Origin of the sequence: Halorubellus salinus (genome assembly GCF_020567525.1) — an archaeon.
GTDB lineage: Archaea > Halobacteriota > Halobacteria > Halobacteriales > Natrialbaceae > Halorubellus > Halorubellus salinus.
Window position 1 is genome coordinate 620,425 of sequence record NZ_JAJCVI010000002.1, and the last position, 16,744, is coordinate 637,168.

The window sequence follows — 16,744 nt, forward strand, 5'->3', positions numbered from 1 at the left end:
GCGACCAAAAGCCCGTGCCTTCCGACGTTGGCGCTGACTCGACGGCAGTTGATTCACGCGACGTCGTTGACGGTTCGACGACGGTCGATTCAGTCGGTGTCGTTGGTGAGGTTTCGGCTGCCGCTCCAGGCGGACCCGTCGCTGTCGCCAGCGGTCTTGAACGTGCCGCGGGCGGTTGCGACGAGCGTGTCGTCGTGCGTTATCTCGACGTCGGCGACGGCGACGGTGTCGCCGTCCTTCTTGACCTCGGCTTCGGCGTGGAGGTCGCCGCGAGCGGGCGCGAGGTGGTCGAATCGGATGTCGACGGTGGGCGTGGGTTTGTGGTGGAGCGAGATGACGGCGGCGCCGGCGACGGTGTCGGCGAGCCCGTGGACGACGGCGCCGTGTGCGACGTCGCTCCCGGGGACCGACGAGTGGTGGTCGTCGAACGCGAGTTCGCCTTCGGCGTGGCCGTCCTCGGCCGCGGTGACCTCGATGCCGAGGTGACGACAGTACGGGATCTGGGACATGATGTCCGCCAAGTCCATATCACACCCTGAATCCCTCCAACCCCAAACGCGTTGTGTGTTCCCATCATCCTATCAGGTTAGGGATGGCAGATAATGCCGCACCTTCCGAACGTGTGGCCGAGGCAACTACAATGGGAGCAGACGTCCACAAGCCCGACGCGATAGACGACCCGCCGGTTCCCGAGCGCTACACGGCGATAGAAACCGACGACGGCGACCTCGTCGTGTTCGACGCGGAAGACGAGGACGCGTGGATTCAGGCCGCGGACGCGACCTGCCTGACCGAACTCCGCTAGCGTTCGAACCCATCGCGGGTCGTGTGAGAGGCCGTCGGGTTCGTGTCGACCCGCTCCCGAGTCGCACTCACTTCTCGCTCGAGTCGTCGGTCGGCGACCGGAATCACTACCTGTCCGCTCCGCGCACGCCGACGCATGCAACTGGGCGTCATCGGCCTCGGTCGGATGGGGCGCATCGTCGTCGACCGGACACTGGACGCGGGCCACGACGTGGTCGCGTTCGACCTGGACGAGCACGCGGTCGCGGACGCGGCGGACGCGGGCGCCGAACCAGCCGGATCCGTCGTCGACCTCGCGGACCGCCTCGGCGAGGACAAACGAATCTGGTTGATGGTGCCCGCGGGCGACGCGGTCGACGCCGCCCTCGACGACCTCGAACCGCACGTCGACGGCGACGACGTCGTCGTCGACGGCGGGAACTCGTACTTCGAGGACTCGGTGCGACGCGCGGAGTCGACCGACGCGGCGTACCTCGACTGCGGGACCTCGGGCGGTCCCGCGGGGGCGGACCTCGGGTTCTCGCTGATGGTCGGTGGCCCCGAGTGGGCGTACGACGAACTCGTTCCCGTCTTCGATGCGGTCGCGACCGGCCCGGACGGCCACGACCGCATGGGGCCCGCCGGCAGCGGGCACTACGTGAAGATGGTGCACAACGGCGTCGAGTACGCGCTCATGCAGACGTACGGCGAGGGGTTCGAGCTCCTGGCGAACGGTCGGTACGACCTCGACCTCGAGTCGGTCGCTCGCACGTGGAACAACGGCGCGGTCATCCGATCGTGGCTCCTCGAACTCTGCGAGGAGGCGTTCAGGGAAGAGGGGAACGACCTCGGCACCGTCGCGGACCGCATCGAGGGCGGTTCGACCGGGACGTGGACGGTCCAGGAGGCCCTCGAGCAGGAGGTCGCGGTCCCGCTCATCTACGAGGCGCTCGGTGAGCGCTTCGACTCGCGCGCCGAAGCCCCCGGGAAGTTCTCGCGCCGGCTCGCGAACCGCCTCCGGTACGGCTTCGGCCGCCACGACGTCCCGCGCACCGACGGCGCGTAATCGCCGCCGGTCACCCGACTCGCAGTCACTCGCCCTCGCTCGCGGTCACTCGCTTCCTTCGACGGTCGTGTCGCCGTAGACGAGTTCGAGCGTCGCATCCAGCTGCGTCGAACCACCGAGGAGGCTTCCGTCGGTGAGCTTCGTGCGACCGCGGATTGAGGCGAGCGCGTCGCCATCATCGAGCGGGTCCGCCGGTTCGAACGTCGTCCGGAACCGGTACGCGACCGCCTGACTGGACGGTTCCGGGAGGCGGACGCGCCACGCTCGCGTCCGGTCGCTCGTTTCGCTCACGAGTCGGAACGCCGCGTCCGGGCTGTCCGCGTCGACCGTCGTCATGTTCGTCTCCGACGCGGTGACGGACCCGGCGACGTCGCGCCAGTCGTGCTCGCCGCGGACGTTCACGTACCGCCAGTCCGACCCGAACGCGCTCGCACCGGCCTGCACGCGATGGAAGCTCACGACCACGAGCCGGCCATCCGACCGCTCGAACGCCGCCGTCGAGGACTCCATGCGCCCCCGCGGTTGGTCGCCCACGCGAGCGTCGTCGAGCGCCACCAGCTCCGGGTCCGCGGGCGCCGTCGCCCCACGCCCGAACCGCGCCGGCTCCCCCGGACTCGACTCCAGCACCGAACACCCCGCCAGCCCGCTAGCAGCCGCGAGCGAACCCGCCCCAAGCACCGCGCGTCGACTCGGCATACCAGACGCTTCGAGCGAACGCGTATGCACCTTCGGAAAGCGGAGCCAGCGGCTGGCTCCTCTCCCCGCGGACCGCTTGAGAAGACGGATCAAAAACCGAACGCGGAAGCTCGCTTACGCGCCGTTCACGTCGAACTCGATCGCTGCACCCTGGCCGAACCCGACGCAGAGCGTGGCGAGGCCGCGGCCGCCCCCGCGCTTGCGGAGTTCGTGGATGAGCGTCACGGGGAGACGCGCGCCGGAGGCGCCGAGCGGATGCCCGATGGCGATGGCCCCGCCGTTCACGTTGAAGATGTCCTCGTCGATACCGAGTTCCTCGCGAGCGTACACGGTCTGGGACGCGAACGCCTCGTTCAGTTCGACGAGGTCGTAGTCGTCGATGTCGCGCCCGTTGCGCTCGAGGAGGCCGCGCGTCGCGGGGACCGGCCCGATACCCATCACGGTCGGGTCGACGCCCGCGACGTTGTTCGCGCCGACCTCCGCGAGGATCTCGAGGTCGTGCTCCTCCGCGAACGCCTTGCTCGTGACGAGCGTCGCCGCGGCACCGTCACTGATCTGACTGGAGTTCCCCGCGGTGACGTCCTCCATGAACACCGTCGGGAGGCCCTGGAGCGTCTCGAAGTCCGTCCCCGGTCGGATGCCCTCGTCCTTCGTGACCTCGCCCTCGGGCGTCTCGATGGGGACGATCTCGTCGTCGAACCGGCCTTCCTCGGTCGCGGCGGCGGCGCGCTGCTGGCTCTGGGCCGCGTAGCGGTCCTGGGCTTCCCGGGAGATGTCGTACTCGTCGGCGACCTTCTCCGCGGTCATCCCCATCTGGAGCTCGATCATGTTGTACATCTCCTGGAAGTCGGGGTGGAAGCTCCGGCCGTCCATCCCGCCCTCCATGGGGACGTTCGTCATGTGCTCGAACCCGCCGGCGATGACGGCGTCGCGGTTCCCGGCGGCGACGGCGTCGCTCGCGGAGATGACGGACTGCATCGAGGACGCACACCAGCGGTTGATCGTGGTCGCGGGCACGCTCTCACCGAGGTCGCTCATGAGCGCGATGACGCGAGCGATGTTGTTGTCCTGCTCGCCTCGCTGCTGGGCGCACCCCCACATGAGGTCGTCGACGTCCTCCCCGTCGAGGTCGTTCTCGTCGAGGATCTTGTTGATGAGCGGGACCGAGAGGTCCTCGCCGCGGATCTCCGAGTAGACGCCGTCCTTCTTGCCCTGCGGTGTCCGGTACGCAGCCGCGATGACGGGTGTCTGTGGTTCCATGCGGGTACAGTGGACGTGCTTCGTGATAAAACACTGCAGAACTCCGGGCGCCGGAGCGCGGAGTTTACGCGCCCGACGCGAGAGAACGGATAGCAAAAAGCGTTTACCCCCGCACGGATTCTCCGAGAACAATGACCGACGAGTCCTCGGAGCCCTCCGATTCCGACGAGGACCCTACGCGAACCGACCGCAGTCCGCCCGACGACGGCGGCGGTGGCGACGACGCGGTCGACCACGCCACTGGCGAAGACGAGCAGCCAGCGGGAGACGACACGGCAGGAGACGGTTCCGCCGACCACGACCAGCAACCAGACGATCCCGCCGACCACGACCAGCAACCAGACGATCCCGCCGACCACGACCAGCAACCAGACGATCCCGCCGACCACGACCAGCAACCAGACGATCCCGCCGACCACGACCAGCAACCAGATGAAGAGGTCGGTAGCTCGTCCGACGGTGACGAGGGCGGCGAGTTCGAGTTCGGCGGCGCCGTCGAGGCCACGTCGACCGATGCCGGCGTCGACGACTCTACCACCGACGAGACGCACGACGACCAGTCCGCGGACGAAGCGCGCGCCGACCAGTCCGCGGACGAAGCGCGCGCCGACCAGTCCGCGGACGAAGCGCGCGACGACCACGCCGTCGACGATGCGTCGGCGGACGACACCGCTGGCGACGAGCTCGCGTCGGACGACGCGGGGTTGTTGGCGGCGGCGAACCGGCGGACGCCGTTCCCGGACACCTCGACGACGGTGCTGGCGTCGCTCGTCGCGATGACCGTCGCGGGGTTCGTGCTGCGGTTCCTGAACCTCGGTGCGCGCGTCGCCCACCAGGACGAGGGCCGGGTCGGGTACTGGATCATCCGCTACCTCGAATCCGGCGTCTGGGAGTACCGCGCCATCGTCCACGGGCCGTTCCTCTTCCACGCCAACAGGTGGGTGTTCGAGTTCCTCGGCCCGTCGGACTTCACGTCCCGGCTCGTCGTCGCCGTCGTCGGCGCGCTCCTCCCGCTGACGGCGTGGTTGTTCCGCGAACACCTCCGGGACAGCGAGGTGCTCGCACTCGGCTTCCTCCTCACGCTGAACCCCGTGCTCGTGTACTACTCGCGGTTCATGCGGAACGACGTCCCGCTCGCCGCGTTCATGCTGCTCGCCGCCGGGCTCGCGGTCCGGTACTACGACACGCGCCGGTACCGGTACGTGTACGGGAGCGTCGGCGCGTTCGCGCTCGGCATGACGACGAAGGAGAACGGCCTGCTGTACGCGGCGTGCTGGCTGGGCGCGGCCGCGCTCCTGCTCGACCACCGGATGTTCGTCGCGGCCCAGGGCGACGCCGACCGGGGGCCGTTCCGGACGGTGGTCGCGTACGCCCGCTGGCTGCTCCCCGTCCGCGTCACGCGCCTGCCGGCCGCCGTCCAGGGTGCGTGGAATCCCGACCGGGCGACGCCGGACGACGACGCCACCAGCCCCGACCGGACGCGACCGTGGAACTGGGTCGCGGTGAACTGGACCGCCGCCGTCGTCGCCGTCACCGCCGTCCTCGAGTTCCTCGCCGTCATCGTGTTCTTCTACGCGCCACGCGGCGGCGGCTACATGAAGGTCGGCGGTGGCGGGCCGCCGGACGTCCGCAAGGACACCACCGGCGAGATGGGGTTGTACTCGTCGCTCGACGGGTTGCTCGCGGGCGACACCACCGAGTTCCGGCTCGTCGTCGAGGAGTCCCTCGTCGGGAGCTGGCAGGAGTTCACGCGCATCTGGGGCGGCCACGAGCACTCCTACACCGCGTTCCTCAAGCACTACGTCGAGGTGATGATAGCGGGCGCGCTCGTCGTGTCCGCGTTCGCGGTCGTCGGGTTCCTCGTCGACCGCTACGGCGACGGTGGGCCGCGGGACCTCGTCGCGCTCGCGAGCTACTGGGGGTTCGTGAGCGTCCTCGGGTACCCGATCGCGACCGACATCCAGGCCGGGTGGGCGACCGCGCACGCCATCGTGCCCCTCGCCATCCCCGCGGCGGTCGGGCTCGCGATCGTCATCCGGTGGGGCGTGCAGTCGTTCACGCTCGACGACGGCGTCGGCGTCGCGCTCGCGGTCGTCCTCCTGCTGTCGGTCGTCGGCTGGATGGGGTTCGCCGTCACCGACCAGGTCTACGTGAACTCGCAGGCGCCGGACAACAAGATCATCCAGTACGCGCAGCCGTCGACGGACGCGAAACCGACGCTCGACCGCGTGCGCGAACTCGGGATGACGAGAGGTGGTGCGGGCGACGTGGACGTCCTCTTCTGGGGTGACAAGTTCGCGATCGCGGACGAGACCGGGCTCTCGCAGCCGCCGGCACCGGGTCCGTACTACGACCGGCGCGTCTGGATGTGGTACATGGAGATGTACCAGTACGACGCGAACCAGACCGGCGAGCACTTCGTGTACAGCGACACGGACGACGGCCAGGTGCTCAACGAGACGCGGCCGCCGGTCGTCGTCGCGCTCGGCCAGAACGAGGGCCCGAAGGTCCCGAAGGACGGCGGCGAGGAGCTCCACGAGTGGCTCGTCGAGAACGGCTACGATCGCGTCGTCCACCAGCGATACGGCGACGACCCGGACGGCGATTACTCGCGCCCCATCCTGTTCTACGTCCGCGAGAACCCCGACGAGTCGACGGACGACCCGCCACTGGACCCGTCCCCGGGACCGATAGAGCGCGTGAACGCGACGGCGCCCGCGGTCGCCGATACGACGGCTGTCACTGACCTGGCCGCACGCTCACCGGCCGCGACCGGCCTGCAGGCGGTCTCGGCCGTCGAGTCCGCCGCGATGCTGGCGCCGTCGGCGCGTTCGAGAGCGTCGACGCCGCGAGCGACGGCAACGCGACGACCGCTTCGACGGTCTTAAACGCGTTCCGCTCGTACGTCGCGGGGAATGAGCAACGCGGCGCTCTCGGTCGTCGAACTGTTGTTGACGGCGCACGTCTACAACGAGGAACGGTCGCTGGACGAGAACGACTTGCCGCCGCGGTACCGGCGTGTCTTCTATAGCGACGGGGAGGTCAAACGCCCCGTGTCGGTGACGAACGCGACGGCGCGCGCCGCCGCGAGCACGGACCATCCCTGGGACGCCATCTCGGGGTTGATGTTCACGGAGCGCGACGAGTTCTCGGGCTCCATCTCGCTCGCGGACACGAGCATGGCCGTCGAGTGGTACGCCGAGAACGCGGACGCCGAGCGCGTCCACACGAACCCCGTGTTGGCGTACGCGTACGGCGCGGACGGGTCGTTCGACGTGGACGCGTTCGCGAACGTGGACTACGAGTCCGCCCGCGAGGCGAACCGCCCCATCCAGGCCGACCGCGTCTGGATCGACTCGTTGCTCGACGAGTACTTCGACTCGGACGACGAGGACGAGGAGGACATGCTCGACCTCGTGGACATCCGTGCGCCCGAGGAGATCGACATGACTCTTGACGACCTCGTCCTCACGCAGGAGCAGGAGGACGAGATTCAGAAGATCGTGAAGGCCATCGAGCACCGGGATTACCTCGCGAGGATCGGACTGCGCGAGATCGGGAAGCTCCTGTTCGTCGGGCCGCCGGGGACGGGGAAGACGAGTACGGCGCGTGGGCTCGCGCACTCGCTGGATCTGCCGTTCGTCGAGGTGAAGCTCTCGATGATCACGAGCCAGTACCTCGGGGAGACGGCGAAGAACGTCGAGAAGACGTTCGAGGTGGCGAAGCGGTTGTCGCCGTGTATCCTGTTCATGGACGAGTTCGACTTCGTCGCGAAGACCCGCGGCGGGGACGAGCACGCAGCGATCAAGCGCGCGGTGAACACGCTCCTGAAGAGCATCGACGACATGTCGCTCATCGACGACGACGTGCTGCTCATCGGGGCGACGAACCACCCGGACGACCTGGATTCGGCGGCGTGGCGGCGGTTCGACGAGATCGTGAACTTCCCGAAGCCCGACCGCGGGATGCGGTCGGACATCCTGCGGCTCATCACGCACGCGATGGACATCGACGAGTTCGAACCGGACGCCATCGCGGACATCACGGAGGGACTCACGGGCAGCGACCTCCGGCTCGTGATGCGGGAGGCGGTGCTGTCGGCGCTCACGGAGGAGCGGACGACGCTCACCCAGCAGGACCTCGTGGACGCGGTCGAGGAGTTCGAGGAGCGGGACAACCTGAAGAACCTCGACATGATGGACGGCGACGGGGACGCGCTCATCGCGGGCGGGACGCCGGGCGCGACCGACGGCGGGCACGACCACGACCACGACCACGACGACCACGCGCACGACCACGACCACGACGACTGAGTGCGTTCGTACTGCGACGACGACGGTCAACTCGGGCGCGAGCGAGCGACCCGGGACGCGACGACTTTTCCGGCCGCGTCCTGTAGGGTGATGCGATGCAGGTGACGTTGCTCGGGACGGGCGATACGACGGGGACGCCGACGCCGGGATGCGAGTGCGAGACGTGCCAGGAGGCGGTCGAGCGCGGCGTCGAACGCACGCGGTTCTCGGTGCACGCCCACAACCCCCGCACCGGCGAGTCGCTCCTGATCGACGCGAGCCCGGACTTCCGCTATCAGTTCCTGAAGAACGACGTCGACCTCCCGGACGCTGCGGTCGTCACGCACGTCCACTTCGACCACCTGGACGGCCTCGGGAACGCGTACCGGCTGCTCGACAGCCTGGACGTGTACGCGGCCGACGAGACGGACCCGAAGACGGGTGAGAGCGTCGCCGGAACGGTGGCGCGGAAGTACGACTACCTCGACACCGTCACCGCGCACCCCACGGCGCCGTTCGAGACGGTCGAGACCTGTGGATTCGAGGTGACGCTCGTCCCCGTCGACCATCCGCCGCTCGTGTGTTACGGGCTCGTCGTCGAGGACCCCGCGACCGGTGCGAAGCTCTCGCTATCGGGCGACACGAGCTATGGCATCCCCGAGGACTCGCTGGACGCGCTACGCGACCCGGACCTCCTGCTCGCTGACGGCATCGTCCCGGCCGCGCTCTGCGAGCACCATCCGCTCGGCGGGAAGCACGAGGCACCAGACGGTACGTACCGGACGTTCGGCACGAAGCACATGACGAGAGAGGGGGCGCTCGCACTCGCCGACGACCTCGACGCCACCGAGACGCGCGTCGTCCACGCTGCACACTTCTACCCCGCCGACGAGGCGTTCGAGGAGCCAATCGCGGTCGACGGCGAGACGTACGACCTCTGAGCGACGACGCCGGGCAGGCGCGTCGCTGGAGCACGACGACTGTCAGCCGCGTCTGCGGAGGGCGACGCCCGCGACGACCGTCACCGCGAGGACGCCGAGCGACAGAGCGATACCGAACCCGCCCGCGAGCGCGCCGCTTCCGCCGTCGTCCGTCGAGTCGCCGTCGCCGTCGCCACCGGAGCCATCCTCGTCGTCGTTTCCGCCGCCGAAGACGTCACCGACGATGCCGCCGTCGCCGTCCCCGCCGAGGGCGCTGAATCGCGTGGCGTTCGAGATGTGGGCGGCGCAGCGCTCCTGCCGGGCGGCGTCGAAGTCGGCGTCGCCGGTGATGCGGGCGCGCCCCGTGGCGTCCTGGTCCGCGATGGTCGGCCCGCCGGCCTCGTCGCCGTAGGGGACGCGTTCGACGTCGTACACGAGCCACGGCGTGTACACCTCCCAGACGACTTCGCCGTCGGGCGTCACCTCCAAGACGCGGTTGTTGCTGGAGTCGCCGACGAGCGTGTTCCCGTTCGGGAGGCGGTCCGCGTCCCGCGGCCACGACAGCGACGACGAGTTCCCGACGCGCCACGTCCGCTGCCAGTCGCCGTCGCGGCGCGCGTACTCGACGATGCGGTTGTTCTCCGAGTCCGCGACGACGACCGTCGGCGTCCCGTTCTCGCTCTCGTAGTACACCGGGTTGTGCTGTTTCAGCATCACGTCCCCGCTGTTCGGCTCGCCGAGCTCCCACACGACCTCGCCGCTCGTCCGGTTGACGAGGACGACCATGTCGAAGTTCCGCGGGCTCGCGAGGTAGTGCGTCTCGTTGACGGCGTCGACGTCGTTCACGTGCGTCCAGTCCTCGCTGTAGTTCCCGCCGACGTCCGCCTCGCGGCTGTAGTGGTCGCGGAACTGCCACTGCCACGTGATCTCGTCGGTCGTCCGGTTGTACACCAGCAAGCGGTCGCGGTTCCCGTCGACGCCCTCGGTGGCGCGCATGTTCGCGACGAGTATCTCGGTGTCCGAGACGAGGTCGGCGTCGTGCGTGTCGAGGAAGTCCGCGGTCTCCTCCCAGACGACGTCGCCCGTCTCCGGGTCGAGCTTGTAGAAGACGGTCTCGCCGCGATCGTCGCCGTCGTCGAGGTTCGTCGTCGCGGTGACGAACAGCGTCCCGTCCTCCAGGGGGTCGACGTCGTACCCCCAGACGTTCCCCTGGCGGTGATGCACCCACTCGATCTCGCCGCGTGGCCCGAGTGCGACGAGGCGTGCCTTGCGCTTCCCGCCGTCGTCGCCGAACCGCATCCCCTGGACGCTGACGACGGTGAGTCCGTTCGCGGCGCGCTCCATCGTGCCCACGCAGGGGTTCGGGGCGTCGGGCGTGACCGACGTCGTCGGCGCTACGGTCGCGGCGGACGCGGTGAGGACGACCGGTGCGGCGACGCAGAGACAACACAACGCGACGATGACGGAGCGACGACGCATACACCAATCCGGTTACCGGCGCTTTACATCAGTCTTGTCCCACGCGTGGCGCGCTCCGGCCGTCCCGGCGACTGGTTCAGTCCCGTTCCGCGGTTCGAGCGAATCGGTCGTTGCACCCCCCGAGTTCGCGCTCGGTGCGCTCTTCGAGCGTGTCGGGGCGTCTAGACGTACTCACGTCGTCCGGAAAGCTAAAGTCGTGCTTCGGAAATCCTGTGGTATGGATGAGGAGCAGCGACCATCACGGGAGGGGGGTGGTCACGAGGAGACGACGGCCCAGCGGACGTTCGATTGGGCGGAGACGAACCCGTCGTCCGCGGTCGTCGAGGTCGTCTCGAGCGCACTGGACGTGGCGGCGACGGACGTCGAACCGCTGTACTCCGCCGTCGACCCGGATGCACTCGACAGGCTCGTGTCGGACCCGGACGGTCCCCGGGATTGTACGGCGGTCGTCGTCTCGTTCACGTTCGAGGACCGACACGTGACCGTCGAGGGCACGGGGACGGTCGTCGCCGAACCCGTGAACGTCGGCTGAGGCCGGCGACGGGTGCGGTCGTGGCGACCGTGGAACGCCACCCGAGTACCGCGTCACGCCATGACACGCGTGACCACGGTTCCGATACGATTTTCCGCGGGCCAGTCGAACCGTCGGGCAAGAATGCTCAGCCGGCAGTACGTACGCGAGAACCCCGACGAGGTCAGAGACGCCGTCGAACGGAAGGGCGTCACGGACGTGGACGTGGACGAGATCCTCGAGATCGACGCGGAGTGGCGCGAGCTGAAGGCGGAGGGCGACGACCTCCGGCATCAGCGCAACGAGGTCAGTCGGTCCATCGGCCAGTTGAAACAGGACGGGAACGAGGAGGAGGCCCAGGAGGCCATCGAGCGCTCGCAGGAACTGAAGGACGAACTGGAAGCCGTCGAGGAGCGCGCCGACGAGCTCGAGGCGGAGCTCCACGAGCGCCTGCTCGAGGTGCCGAACGTCCCGCACGAGAGCGTGCACACGGGCGCGGACGAGTCGGACAACGAGACCCGGTACCGGTGGGGGTTCGAGGACCTCCGGGACCTCCCCGAGGACGTCGTGCCGCATTACGACCTCGGCGAGGACCTGGACGTCCTCGACTTCGAGCGTGGGGCGAAGGTCACGGGTGGCGGGTTCCAGTTCGTCAAAGGCGACGGGGCGCGCCTGGAGATGGCGCTCGTGCAGTTCATGTTGGACGTGCACCGCGAGCAGGAGTACCAGGACGTCCTGCCGCCGGTCCCGGTGAACTCGGCGTCGATGCGCGGCACCGGGCAGCTCCCGAAGTTCGACGAGGACGCGTACCGGGTCGGCGCCCGCCAGGACGACGAGTACGACGACGACGACCTCTGGCTGCTCCCGACCGCGGAGGTCCCGGTGACGAACATGCACCGCGACGAGATACTGCTCGACGACGACCTCCCGCTGAAGTACCAGGCGTACTCGCCGAACTTCCGACGCGAGGCCGGTGAGCACGGCACGGAGACGCGTGGGTACGTGCGCGTTCACCAGTTCAACAAGGTCGAGCTCGTGAACTTCGTGCGCCCCGACGAATCGTACGAGCGCCTGGAGGGCCTGCTCGACGAGGCGACCGAGGTGCTCGAACGCCTCGGGCTTCCGTACCGCGTGCTCGACATGTGTACGGGCGACATGGGGTTCACGCAGGCGAAGAAGTACGACGTCGAGGTGTGGGCGCCCGGCGACGACATGGAGGACGGCCCCGAGGAGGGCGGCCGGTGGCTGGAGGTCTCGAGTGTCTCGAACTTCGAGGACTTCCAGGCGCGCCGCGCCGGCATCCAGTACCGCCCGGAGCGCCACGAATCGGCGGAGTACCTCCACACGCTGAACGGGTCGGGCGTCGCGCTGCCGCGCGTGATGGTCGCCATCCTCGAGTACTACCAGAACGACGACGGCACCGTCGAGGTGCCCGAACCGCTCCGGGACTACATGGGCGGCCAGGAGACTATCGAGGGCCACAGTCCGGTCGGCGAGAGCGCGCTCGGCGCCGGCGACCGCGAGTGAGGTTGCGCCACGGACGCGACCGAACCTCGTCGACTCCGACGCGCGGGCACCGCTATCGCGTCGCCGTCCGGACGCAAGGTGGCGGACAGCAAGCCCCTGCAGCGACCGGTTGCGCAGAGCGAGTGACCGGCGCTATCGCCGGTCCTCGACGACTCGTCGAACGACGTCGGACCTGAGAGTCTCACTTACAGCACGCGGATCCGGTACCCGTCGGCGGCGGCTTCGTCGGTGACCCGACCGGCTTCGATGGCGGCATCGAGCACGTCGGCGACGAACTCCTTCGGCACCTCGACGCCGATGAAGTCCGTTCCCTCGCGGGCCGTGGTCAACCGCGCCATCGTTCGGTCGGTCCCGTCGTCGTTGTAGATGCTCCCGACGCGCTCGTCGTCCCGCAGGAACCGGAGCGTCACGTCGGTCGGTTCGATCGAGTCGAAGTTCACCTCGAACACTCGGTCGTCGCTCTCGAACCGCGCGAGCATGAGTTCGTCTCGTTCGGTCACGATGGTCTTCATACCCCAGATAGGGCCTCACGGCGTATCACTGGCTTGCTGGGTGGCGGCGTCTCCGGTGCGCCTCTGGGAGCGGTCGCCCCAGCGTCCGACGGCCACGAGTTCGAACAGGCGGACACCGCGACCGACTCGTTCGGGAGCCGGACTGCGCTATCGCGTGTACGTGTCGAGGGCGACGATGCGGTCGGCGAGGACGTCGAAGCAGTCGACGAACCGGACGATGACGTCGCCGTTCTCGCGGACGACGGTCCCGCGCGCGAGGACGGTCTCGGCTTCGTCCCCGGCGGTCGGCGTCCACTCGCCGCTCGGGTCCGCGCCGTCGCCGGCGGTCGAGCGACCGGTCCCGTCGCGTTCGGGTCGACCGCCGTGCGGGCGGTCGTCGGTCGGTGGTTCGACGAACACGCCGTCGAGGTCGTGCGTGGTGTCGCTGTGCGGTCGGTTCTCGGTCATGAACGAGCAGAACGCGTCGCGGCCGTCGAACGTGCGGTCGGGGCGTCGCTGCGTGAACCCGGGTGCGAGCACGTCCCGGAGGTCGTCGTAGCGCGCGTCGTCGAGGCACGCGTAGTACGAGCGGACCGTCGCCTCGGCGTCCATGTTTCTCCGGTTCTCGCCCTGGATTGAAAAGCACTCGGTGCGCGACCGCAAGCGGGCGCCGGGAGCGCGGGCGAGTGCGTCGACGAGGGCCGCGATGCCGTCGCCGAACGCGAGGGCCGCAGTCGAACCGGGTGCCGTCAGTCGAACACGAGGGCGTCGGGCTCGACGAGTTCGCCGACCTGGCGCGCGGACTCGTGGGGGCGCTGGGCGTCCTCGTGGTACTCGTCGGCGACGCCGACCTTCCCTTCGACGCGGTGTTCGGCGGCGCTCGCGAACCACGCGGCGGCCTGCCGGAAGTCGTCGCTCGCGTCGCGAGCGGTGGTGGCGGCGTCCTGGACGCGCTCGGTCTCCGCGAACCGGCGCGCGGAGTCGAACGCGCCGCCGGCGGAGTCGAAGTACGCGACGGCCTCCTCGAACGCGGCGACGGCGTCCAGCCAGTTCTCGCGGTCGTACGCGCCCAGTGCGTTCTCGAACTCCGAGCGGCCGTACGTGTAGTGCTGGTAGCCGCGGCCGTAGCGTTCGGCGGCGGTGCGGTCGTCCTGGATGGCGTCGATGGCGTTCCGGACGGCGTCGAGGTCGGGCTGGGTCATCGGGTCGTCGGTGCTCCAGGCGTACGCGATCCGGCCGCGGTCGTCGACGACGAACAGCGCGCGCTTGGGGACGTGGAGGTGGCCGTCGAGTTCGTCGTGGCGGACGCCGTACTCCGCGGCGACCTCGCCGATGGAGTCGGTCAACAGCGGGAACTCGAGGGCGTTCGCCTCGGCGAACGCGCGGTGGCTGTGCACGGAGTCCCCGGAGATCCCGAGGATTGTGACGTCGTCCATGAGCGTCAGGAGGTCGATGTCCCGGAGGCTACACAGTTCCTCGGTGCAGCCGGGACTGAAGTCCATCGGGTAGAACGCGAGGACGACGACGTCGTTGCCGACGTAGTCGTCGAGTGCGAACTCGCCGGTCTCGCCGTCGTGGTAGCCGGGGAGCGCAAATGCGGGTGCCTCGGTTCCCTCGGTGAGCATTACGGCGTCGTATGCGCGGCCCGTACTTAGGTATCGTGCCCAGCGAAGCGAGCGGGGTCGTCGAGGCGGTGCGTGCCGTCGCCGCGGTCGCCGGGGTCGGGTCCGTTGGTGTAATCGAGTTCAGGGAACGCTCTTGTTCGCGGCGACCGAATCGTGTGGTATGGCAACGAGCGACGGCGACGGGTTCGTGCGGGCGACCAGTCTCGCCGACCTCGAGGACGCGGGCCGGGAACTGTTCACGGCGCGAGGCACCGCAATCGCGCTGTTCCACCACGAGGGCGAGGTGCGTGCGGTCGACAACCGCTGTCCGCACATGGGGTTCCCCCTGAGCGACGGGAGCGTCGAGGACGGCGTGCTGACGTGTCACTGGCATCACGCGCGCTTCGAGTTGTCGTGTGGCGACACGTTCGACCCGTGGGCTGACGACGTCGCGACGTACCCGGTCGAGGTCCGCGACGGCGACGTGTACGTCCACCCGAACCCGGAGCGCGACCGCGACCCGGCCGCGCACTGGCGCGACCGCCTCGACACGGGCTTGCAGGAGAACCTCCGGCTCGTGGTCGCGAAGAGCGCGGTCGGACTCGCGGACGCGGGCGTCGACCCGGTCGACGTCGCCGAGCGCGGCGTCGCGTTCGGGACGCGGTACCGCGAGGACGGCTGGAGTAGCGGGCTCACCATCCTCGCCGCGTTGACGAACGCCCTCCCGGTACTCGACGGCGAGGACCGGAAGCGCGCGACGTACACGGGCCTCCGGCACGTCGCGAGCGACTGCGCGGGCGAACCGCCGCGCTTCGACCAGCCGGCGTTCGACGTCGACGGCGTCTCCGCCGAGCGCCTCGCGGAGTGGTTCCGGGAGACCGTCGAGGTACGGGACGCGGACGGCGCGGAGCGCGTCCTCCGGACCGCGGTCGAGACCTGCGACCGCGAGGCCGTGGAGTCGATGCTGTACGCCGCGGCGACCGACCACGCGTACCTCGACTCTGGGCACTCCTTCGACATGACGAACAAGGCCGTGGAGACGCTCGACCACCTCGACTGGCCCGACGCGGACGCGACCGCGGGCGACGGGCGCGACCGGGACGGCGACGCCGCCGACGGCGGGGCGATGGCGGTCGAGCCCGCGGACGCCGCGGACGTGCTGGCGAGCCTCGTCACGCGCTTCACGGACGCCGAGCGCGCGGAGGAGGGCTCGGAGTGGCGCCAGCCCGAGGACCTCGCGGCGATGCGCGAGGCCTTCGAGGCCGACCTGCCGCGGCTCGCGGCGGGCGAGCGCGACCCGGACTGGACGCCGCCGCGGGGCTTCCAGGACGCGCTCCTGGGGGACGACCCGCACGGCGTCGTCGACGCCGTCCGGGACGCGGTCAGCGACGGCGCGACCGTGGAGGCGCTCGCGCACGAGGTCGCGAGCGCCGCCGCCACCAGGGTGGCGCGGTTCGGGACGACGAACGAGTTCGGCGACTGGAACACCGTCCATCACACGTTCACGTACGCGAACGCCGTCCAGCAGGCCGCAGGCAGGGTCGAACCCACGGAGCTCTACCGGGGCGTGCTCGACGGCGCGTTCAGCGTGTACCTCGATAGGTTCCTGAACAGTCCACCCGCGCCGGTGCCCGACCCCGCATCCGGCGACGTCGACCTCCAGGACGCAGCCACGCACCGCGACGCGCTCCTGGAGTGCTTCGACCGCGAGGGCGCGGTGAACGACGCCGGCCGCGAGGCCGCCGCCGTGCTCGCCGTCGCCGACGACCCCCGCGAGCTCTGGTCGACGCTCGGCGGCGCGCTGCTGCGCGAGGACGCCGGCTTCCACGCGCTCCAGGCGTACGAGGCCGCGCACGCACAGTTCCACGCAGCCCGCGAGCGCGCCGGCGACCGTCCCGACGGACTGCCGAGCGAACGCGAGCGCACCGCGGCGGTCGCGGCCGCGCGCTACCTCGCCGCTCACACCCCCACGCGACGCGAGGCCGAGCAGACGTTCACCATCGCCAGCCGCCTGCTGCGCGGCGAATCCATCCACGAGGACTGACCGGCTGGCGGTCACCTCACCATCGGACCGCTCGAGTATCGGCCCGGAAATCGCCGCCGGGGGAATCTACT

Annotated in this window: 15 protein-coding genes; 8 read left to right on the forward strand and 7 right to left on the reverse strand. The window is 69.5% G+C overall.

Annotated elements, in window-relative coordinates; translation table 11 throughout:
• Positions 1–89: 89 nt before the first annotated feature.
• The gene (locus LI336_RS07640; RefSeq protein ID WP_227132436.1) at positions 90–527 is read right to left on the reverse strand and encodes a PaaI family thioesterase; all 438 of its coding nucleotides are present in this window, start codon (positions 525–527) and stop codon (positions 90–92) included.
• Between the two features lie 113 nt (positions 528–640).
• Between LI336_RS07640 and LI336_RS07645 the strand changes: the two genes are divergently transcribed.
• Both LI336_RS07645 and LI336_RS07650 read left to right on the forward strand, forming a co-directional pair.
• Positions 641–805 carry a DUF7331 family protein gene (locus LI336_RS07645; RefSeq protein ID WP_227132437.1) on the forward strand — a complete coding sequence of 55 codons (165 nt, stop codon included), beginning with the start codon at positions 641–643 and terminating at the stop codon, positions 803–805.
• A 135-nt stretch (positions 806–940) separates the two neighbouring features.
• Positions 941–1,849: an NADP-dependent phosphogluconate dehydrogenase gene (locus LI336_RS07650; RefSeq protein ID WP_227132439.1), complete on the forward strand. Its 909-nt coding sequence runs from the start codon at positions 941–943 to the stop codon at positions 1,847–1,849.
• A gap of 45 nt (positions 1,850–1,894) precedes the next feature.
• Here the strand turns inward: LI336_RS07650 and LI336_RS07655 are convergent, their stop codons facing one another.
• Entirely contained in the window at positions 1,895–2,545 is a 651-nt protein-coding gene (locus tag LI336_RS07655; protein ID WP_227132441.1) for a hypothetical protein, read from the reverse strand.
• A 114-nt stretch (positions 2,546–2,659) separates the two neighbouring features.
• The gene (locus LI336_RS07660) at positions 2,660–3,805 is read right to left on the reverse strand and encodes a thiolase family protein (protein WP_227132443.1); all 1,146 of its coding nucleotides are present in this window, start codon (positions 3,803–3,805) and stop codon (positions 2,660–2,662) included.
• Between the two features lie 131 nt (positions 3,806–3,936).
• Between LI336_RS07660 and LI336_RS07665 the strand changes: the two genes are divergently transcribed.
• The 3 genes from LI336_RS07665 to LI336_RS07675 all read left to right on the forward strand — a co-directional run bounded on the left by LI336_RS07665 (position 3,937) and on the right by LI336_RS07675 (position 9,038).
• Complete coding sequence (locus tag LI336_RS07665) at positions 3,937–6,693, forward strand: flippase activity-associated protein Agl23 (RefSeq protein ID WP_227132444.1); 2,757 nt, start codon at positions 3,937–3,939, stop codon at positions 6,691–6,693.
• Between the two features lie 27 nt (positions 6,694–6,720).
• Complete coding sequence (locus LI336_RS07670; RefSeq protein ID WP_227132446.1) at positions 6,721–8,118, forward strand: ATP-binding protein; 1,398 nt, start codon at positions 6,721–6,723, stop codon at positions 8,116–8,118.
• 95 nt (positions 8,119–8,213) lie between these two features.
• Entirely contained in the window at positions 8,214–9,038 is an 825-nt protein-coding gene (locus LI336_RS07675) for an MBL fold metallo-hydrolase (RefSeq protein WP_227132448.1), read from the forward strand.
• A gap of 42 nt (positions 9,039–9,080) precedes the next feature.
• On the opposite strand, the gene LI336_RS07680 is transcribed toward LI336_RS07675, so the two are convergent.
• Positions 9,081–10,496: an arylsulfotransferase family protein gene (locus LI336_RS07680; RefSeq protein ID WP_227132450.1), complete on the reverse strand. Its 1,416-nt coding sequence runs from the start codon at positions 10,494–10,496 to the stop codon at positions 9,081–9,083.
• A 217-nt stretch (positions 10,497–10,713) separates the two neighbouring features.
• Between LI336_RS07680 and LI336_RS07685 the strand changes: the two genes are divergently transcribed.
• Together LI336_RS07685 and serS are read left to right on the forward strand one after the other, a co-directional pair.
• Positions 10,714–11,028 (forward strand): HalOD1 output domain-containing protein, encoded by a 315-nt coding sequence (locus LI336_RS07685; protein WP_227132452.1) that lies wholly within the window; start codon positions 10,714–10,716, stop codon positions 11,026–11,028.
• Between the two features lie 123 nt (positions 11,029–11,151).
• Positions 11,152–12,534, forward strand: a complete 1,383-nt coding sequence (serS, locus tag LI336_RS07690) for a serine--tRNA ligase (protein ID WP_227132454.1) — start codon at positions 11,152–11,154, stop codon at positions 12,532–12,534.
• 185 nt (positions 12,535–12,719) lie between these two features.
• On the opposite strand, the gene LI336_RS07695 is transcribed toward serS, so the two are convergent.
• The 3 genes from LI336_RS07695 to LI336_RS07705 form a co-directional block, all read right to left on the reverse strand.
• Positions 12,720–13,046 carry a hypothetical protein gene (locus LI336_RS07695; RefSeq protein ID WP_227132456.1) on the reverse strand — a complete coding sequence of 109 codons (327 nt, stop codon included), beginning with the start codon at positions 13,044–13,046 and terminating at the stop codon, positions 12,720–12,722.
• 147 nt (positions 13,047–13,193) lie between these two features.
• Positions 13,194–13,637 (reverse strand): nuclear transport factor 2 family protein, encoded by a 444-nt coding sequence (locus LI336_RS07700; RefSeq protein WP_227132458.1) that lies wholly within the window; start codon positions 13,635–13,637, stop codon positions 13,194–13,196.
• 137 nt (positions 13,638–13,774) lie between these two features.
• A complete protein-coding gene (locus LI336_RS07705; RefSeq protein ID WP_227132459.1) occupies positions 13,775–14,650 on the reverse strand; it encodes a redoxin domain-containing protein in 876 nt (291 codons plus the stop codon).
• A gap of 160 nt (positions 14,651–14,810) precedes the next feature.
• Here LI336_RS07705 and LI336_RS07710 point away from each other — a divergent pair, with 160 nt between their 5' ends.
• Positions 14,811–16,673 (forward strand): Rieske (2Fe-2S) protein, encoded by a 1,863-nt coding sequence (locus LI336_RS07710; RefSeq protein WP_227132461.1) that lies wholly within the window; start codon positions 14,811–14,813, stop codon positions 16,671–16,673.
• The last annotated feature ends 71 nt before the right edge of the window (positions 16,674–16,744 follow it).

What these genes read in the sequence shown, in the direction of transcription:
- LI336_RS07695 (WP_227132456.1), bottom strand. Translation starts at nt 13,046, where the DNA reads ATGAAGACCATCGTGACCGAACGAGACGAACTCATGCTCGCGCGGTTC.
- LI336_RS07675 (WP_227132448.1), top strand. Translation starts at nt 8,214, where the DNA reads ATGCAGGTGACGTTGCTCGGGACGGGCGATACGACGGGGACGCCGACG.
- serS (WP_227132454.1), top strand. Translation starts at nt 11,152, where the DNA reads ATGCTCAGCCGGCAGTACGTACGCGAGAACCCCGACGAGGTCAGAGAC.
- LI336_RS07650 (WP_227132439.1), top strand. Translation starts at nt 941, where the DNA reads ATGCAACTGGGCGTCATCGGCCTCGGTCGGATGGGGCGCATCGTCGTC.
- LI336_RS07710 (WP_227132461.1), top strand. Translation starts at nt 14,811, where the DNA reads ATGGCAACGAGCGACGGCGACGGGTTCGTGCGGGCGACCAGTCTCGCC.
- LI336_RS07700 (WP_227132458.1), bottom strand. Translation starts at nt 13,637, where the DNA reads ATGGACGCCGAGGCGACGGTCCGCTCGTACTACGCGTGCCTCGACGAC.
- LI336_RS07680 (WP_227132450.1), bottom strand. Translation starts at nt 10,496, where the DNA reads ATGCGTCGTCGCTCCGTCATCGTCGCGTTGTGTTGTCTCTGCGTCGCC.
- LI336_RS07665 (WP_227132444.1), top strand. Translation starts at nt 3,937, where the DNA reads ATGACCGACGAGTCCTCGGAGCCCTCCGATTCCGACGAGGACCCTACG.
- LI336_RS07685 (WP_227132452.1), top strand. Translation starts at nt 10,714, where the DNA reads ATGGATGAGGAGCAGCGACCATCACGGGAGGGGGGTGGTCACGAGGAG.
- LI336_RS07640 (WP_227132436.1), bottom strand. Translation starts at nt 527, where the DNA reads ATGGACTTGGCGGACATCATGTCCCAGATCCCGTACTGTCGTCACCTC.
- LI336_RS07645 (WP_227132437.1), top strand. Translation starts at nt 641, where the DNA reads ATGGGAGCAGACGTCCACAAGCCCGACGCGATAGACGACCCGCCGGTT.
- LI336_RS07655 (WP_227132441.1), bottom strand. Translation starts at nt 2,545, where the DNA reads ATGCCGAGTCGACGCGCGGTGCTTGGGGCGGGTTCGCTCGCGGCTGCT.
- LI336_RS07705 (WP_227132459.1), bottom strand. Translation starts at nt 14,650, where the DNA reads ATGCTCACCGAGGGAACCGAGGCACCCGCATTTGCGCTCCCCGGCTAC.
- LI336_RS07660 (WP_227132443.1), bottom strand. Translation starts at nt 3,805, where the DNA reads ATGGAACCACAGACACCCGTCATCGCGGCTGCGTACCGGACACCGCAG.
- LI336_RS07670 (WP_227132446.1), top strand. Translation starts at nt 6,721, where the DNA reads ATGAGCAACGCGGCGCTCTCGGTCGTCGAACTGTTGTTGACGGCGCAC.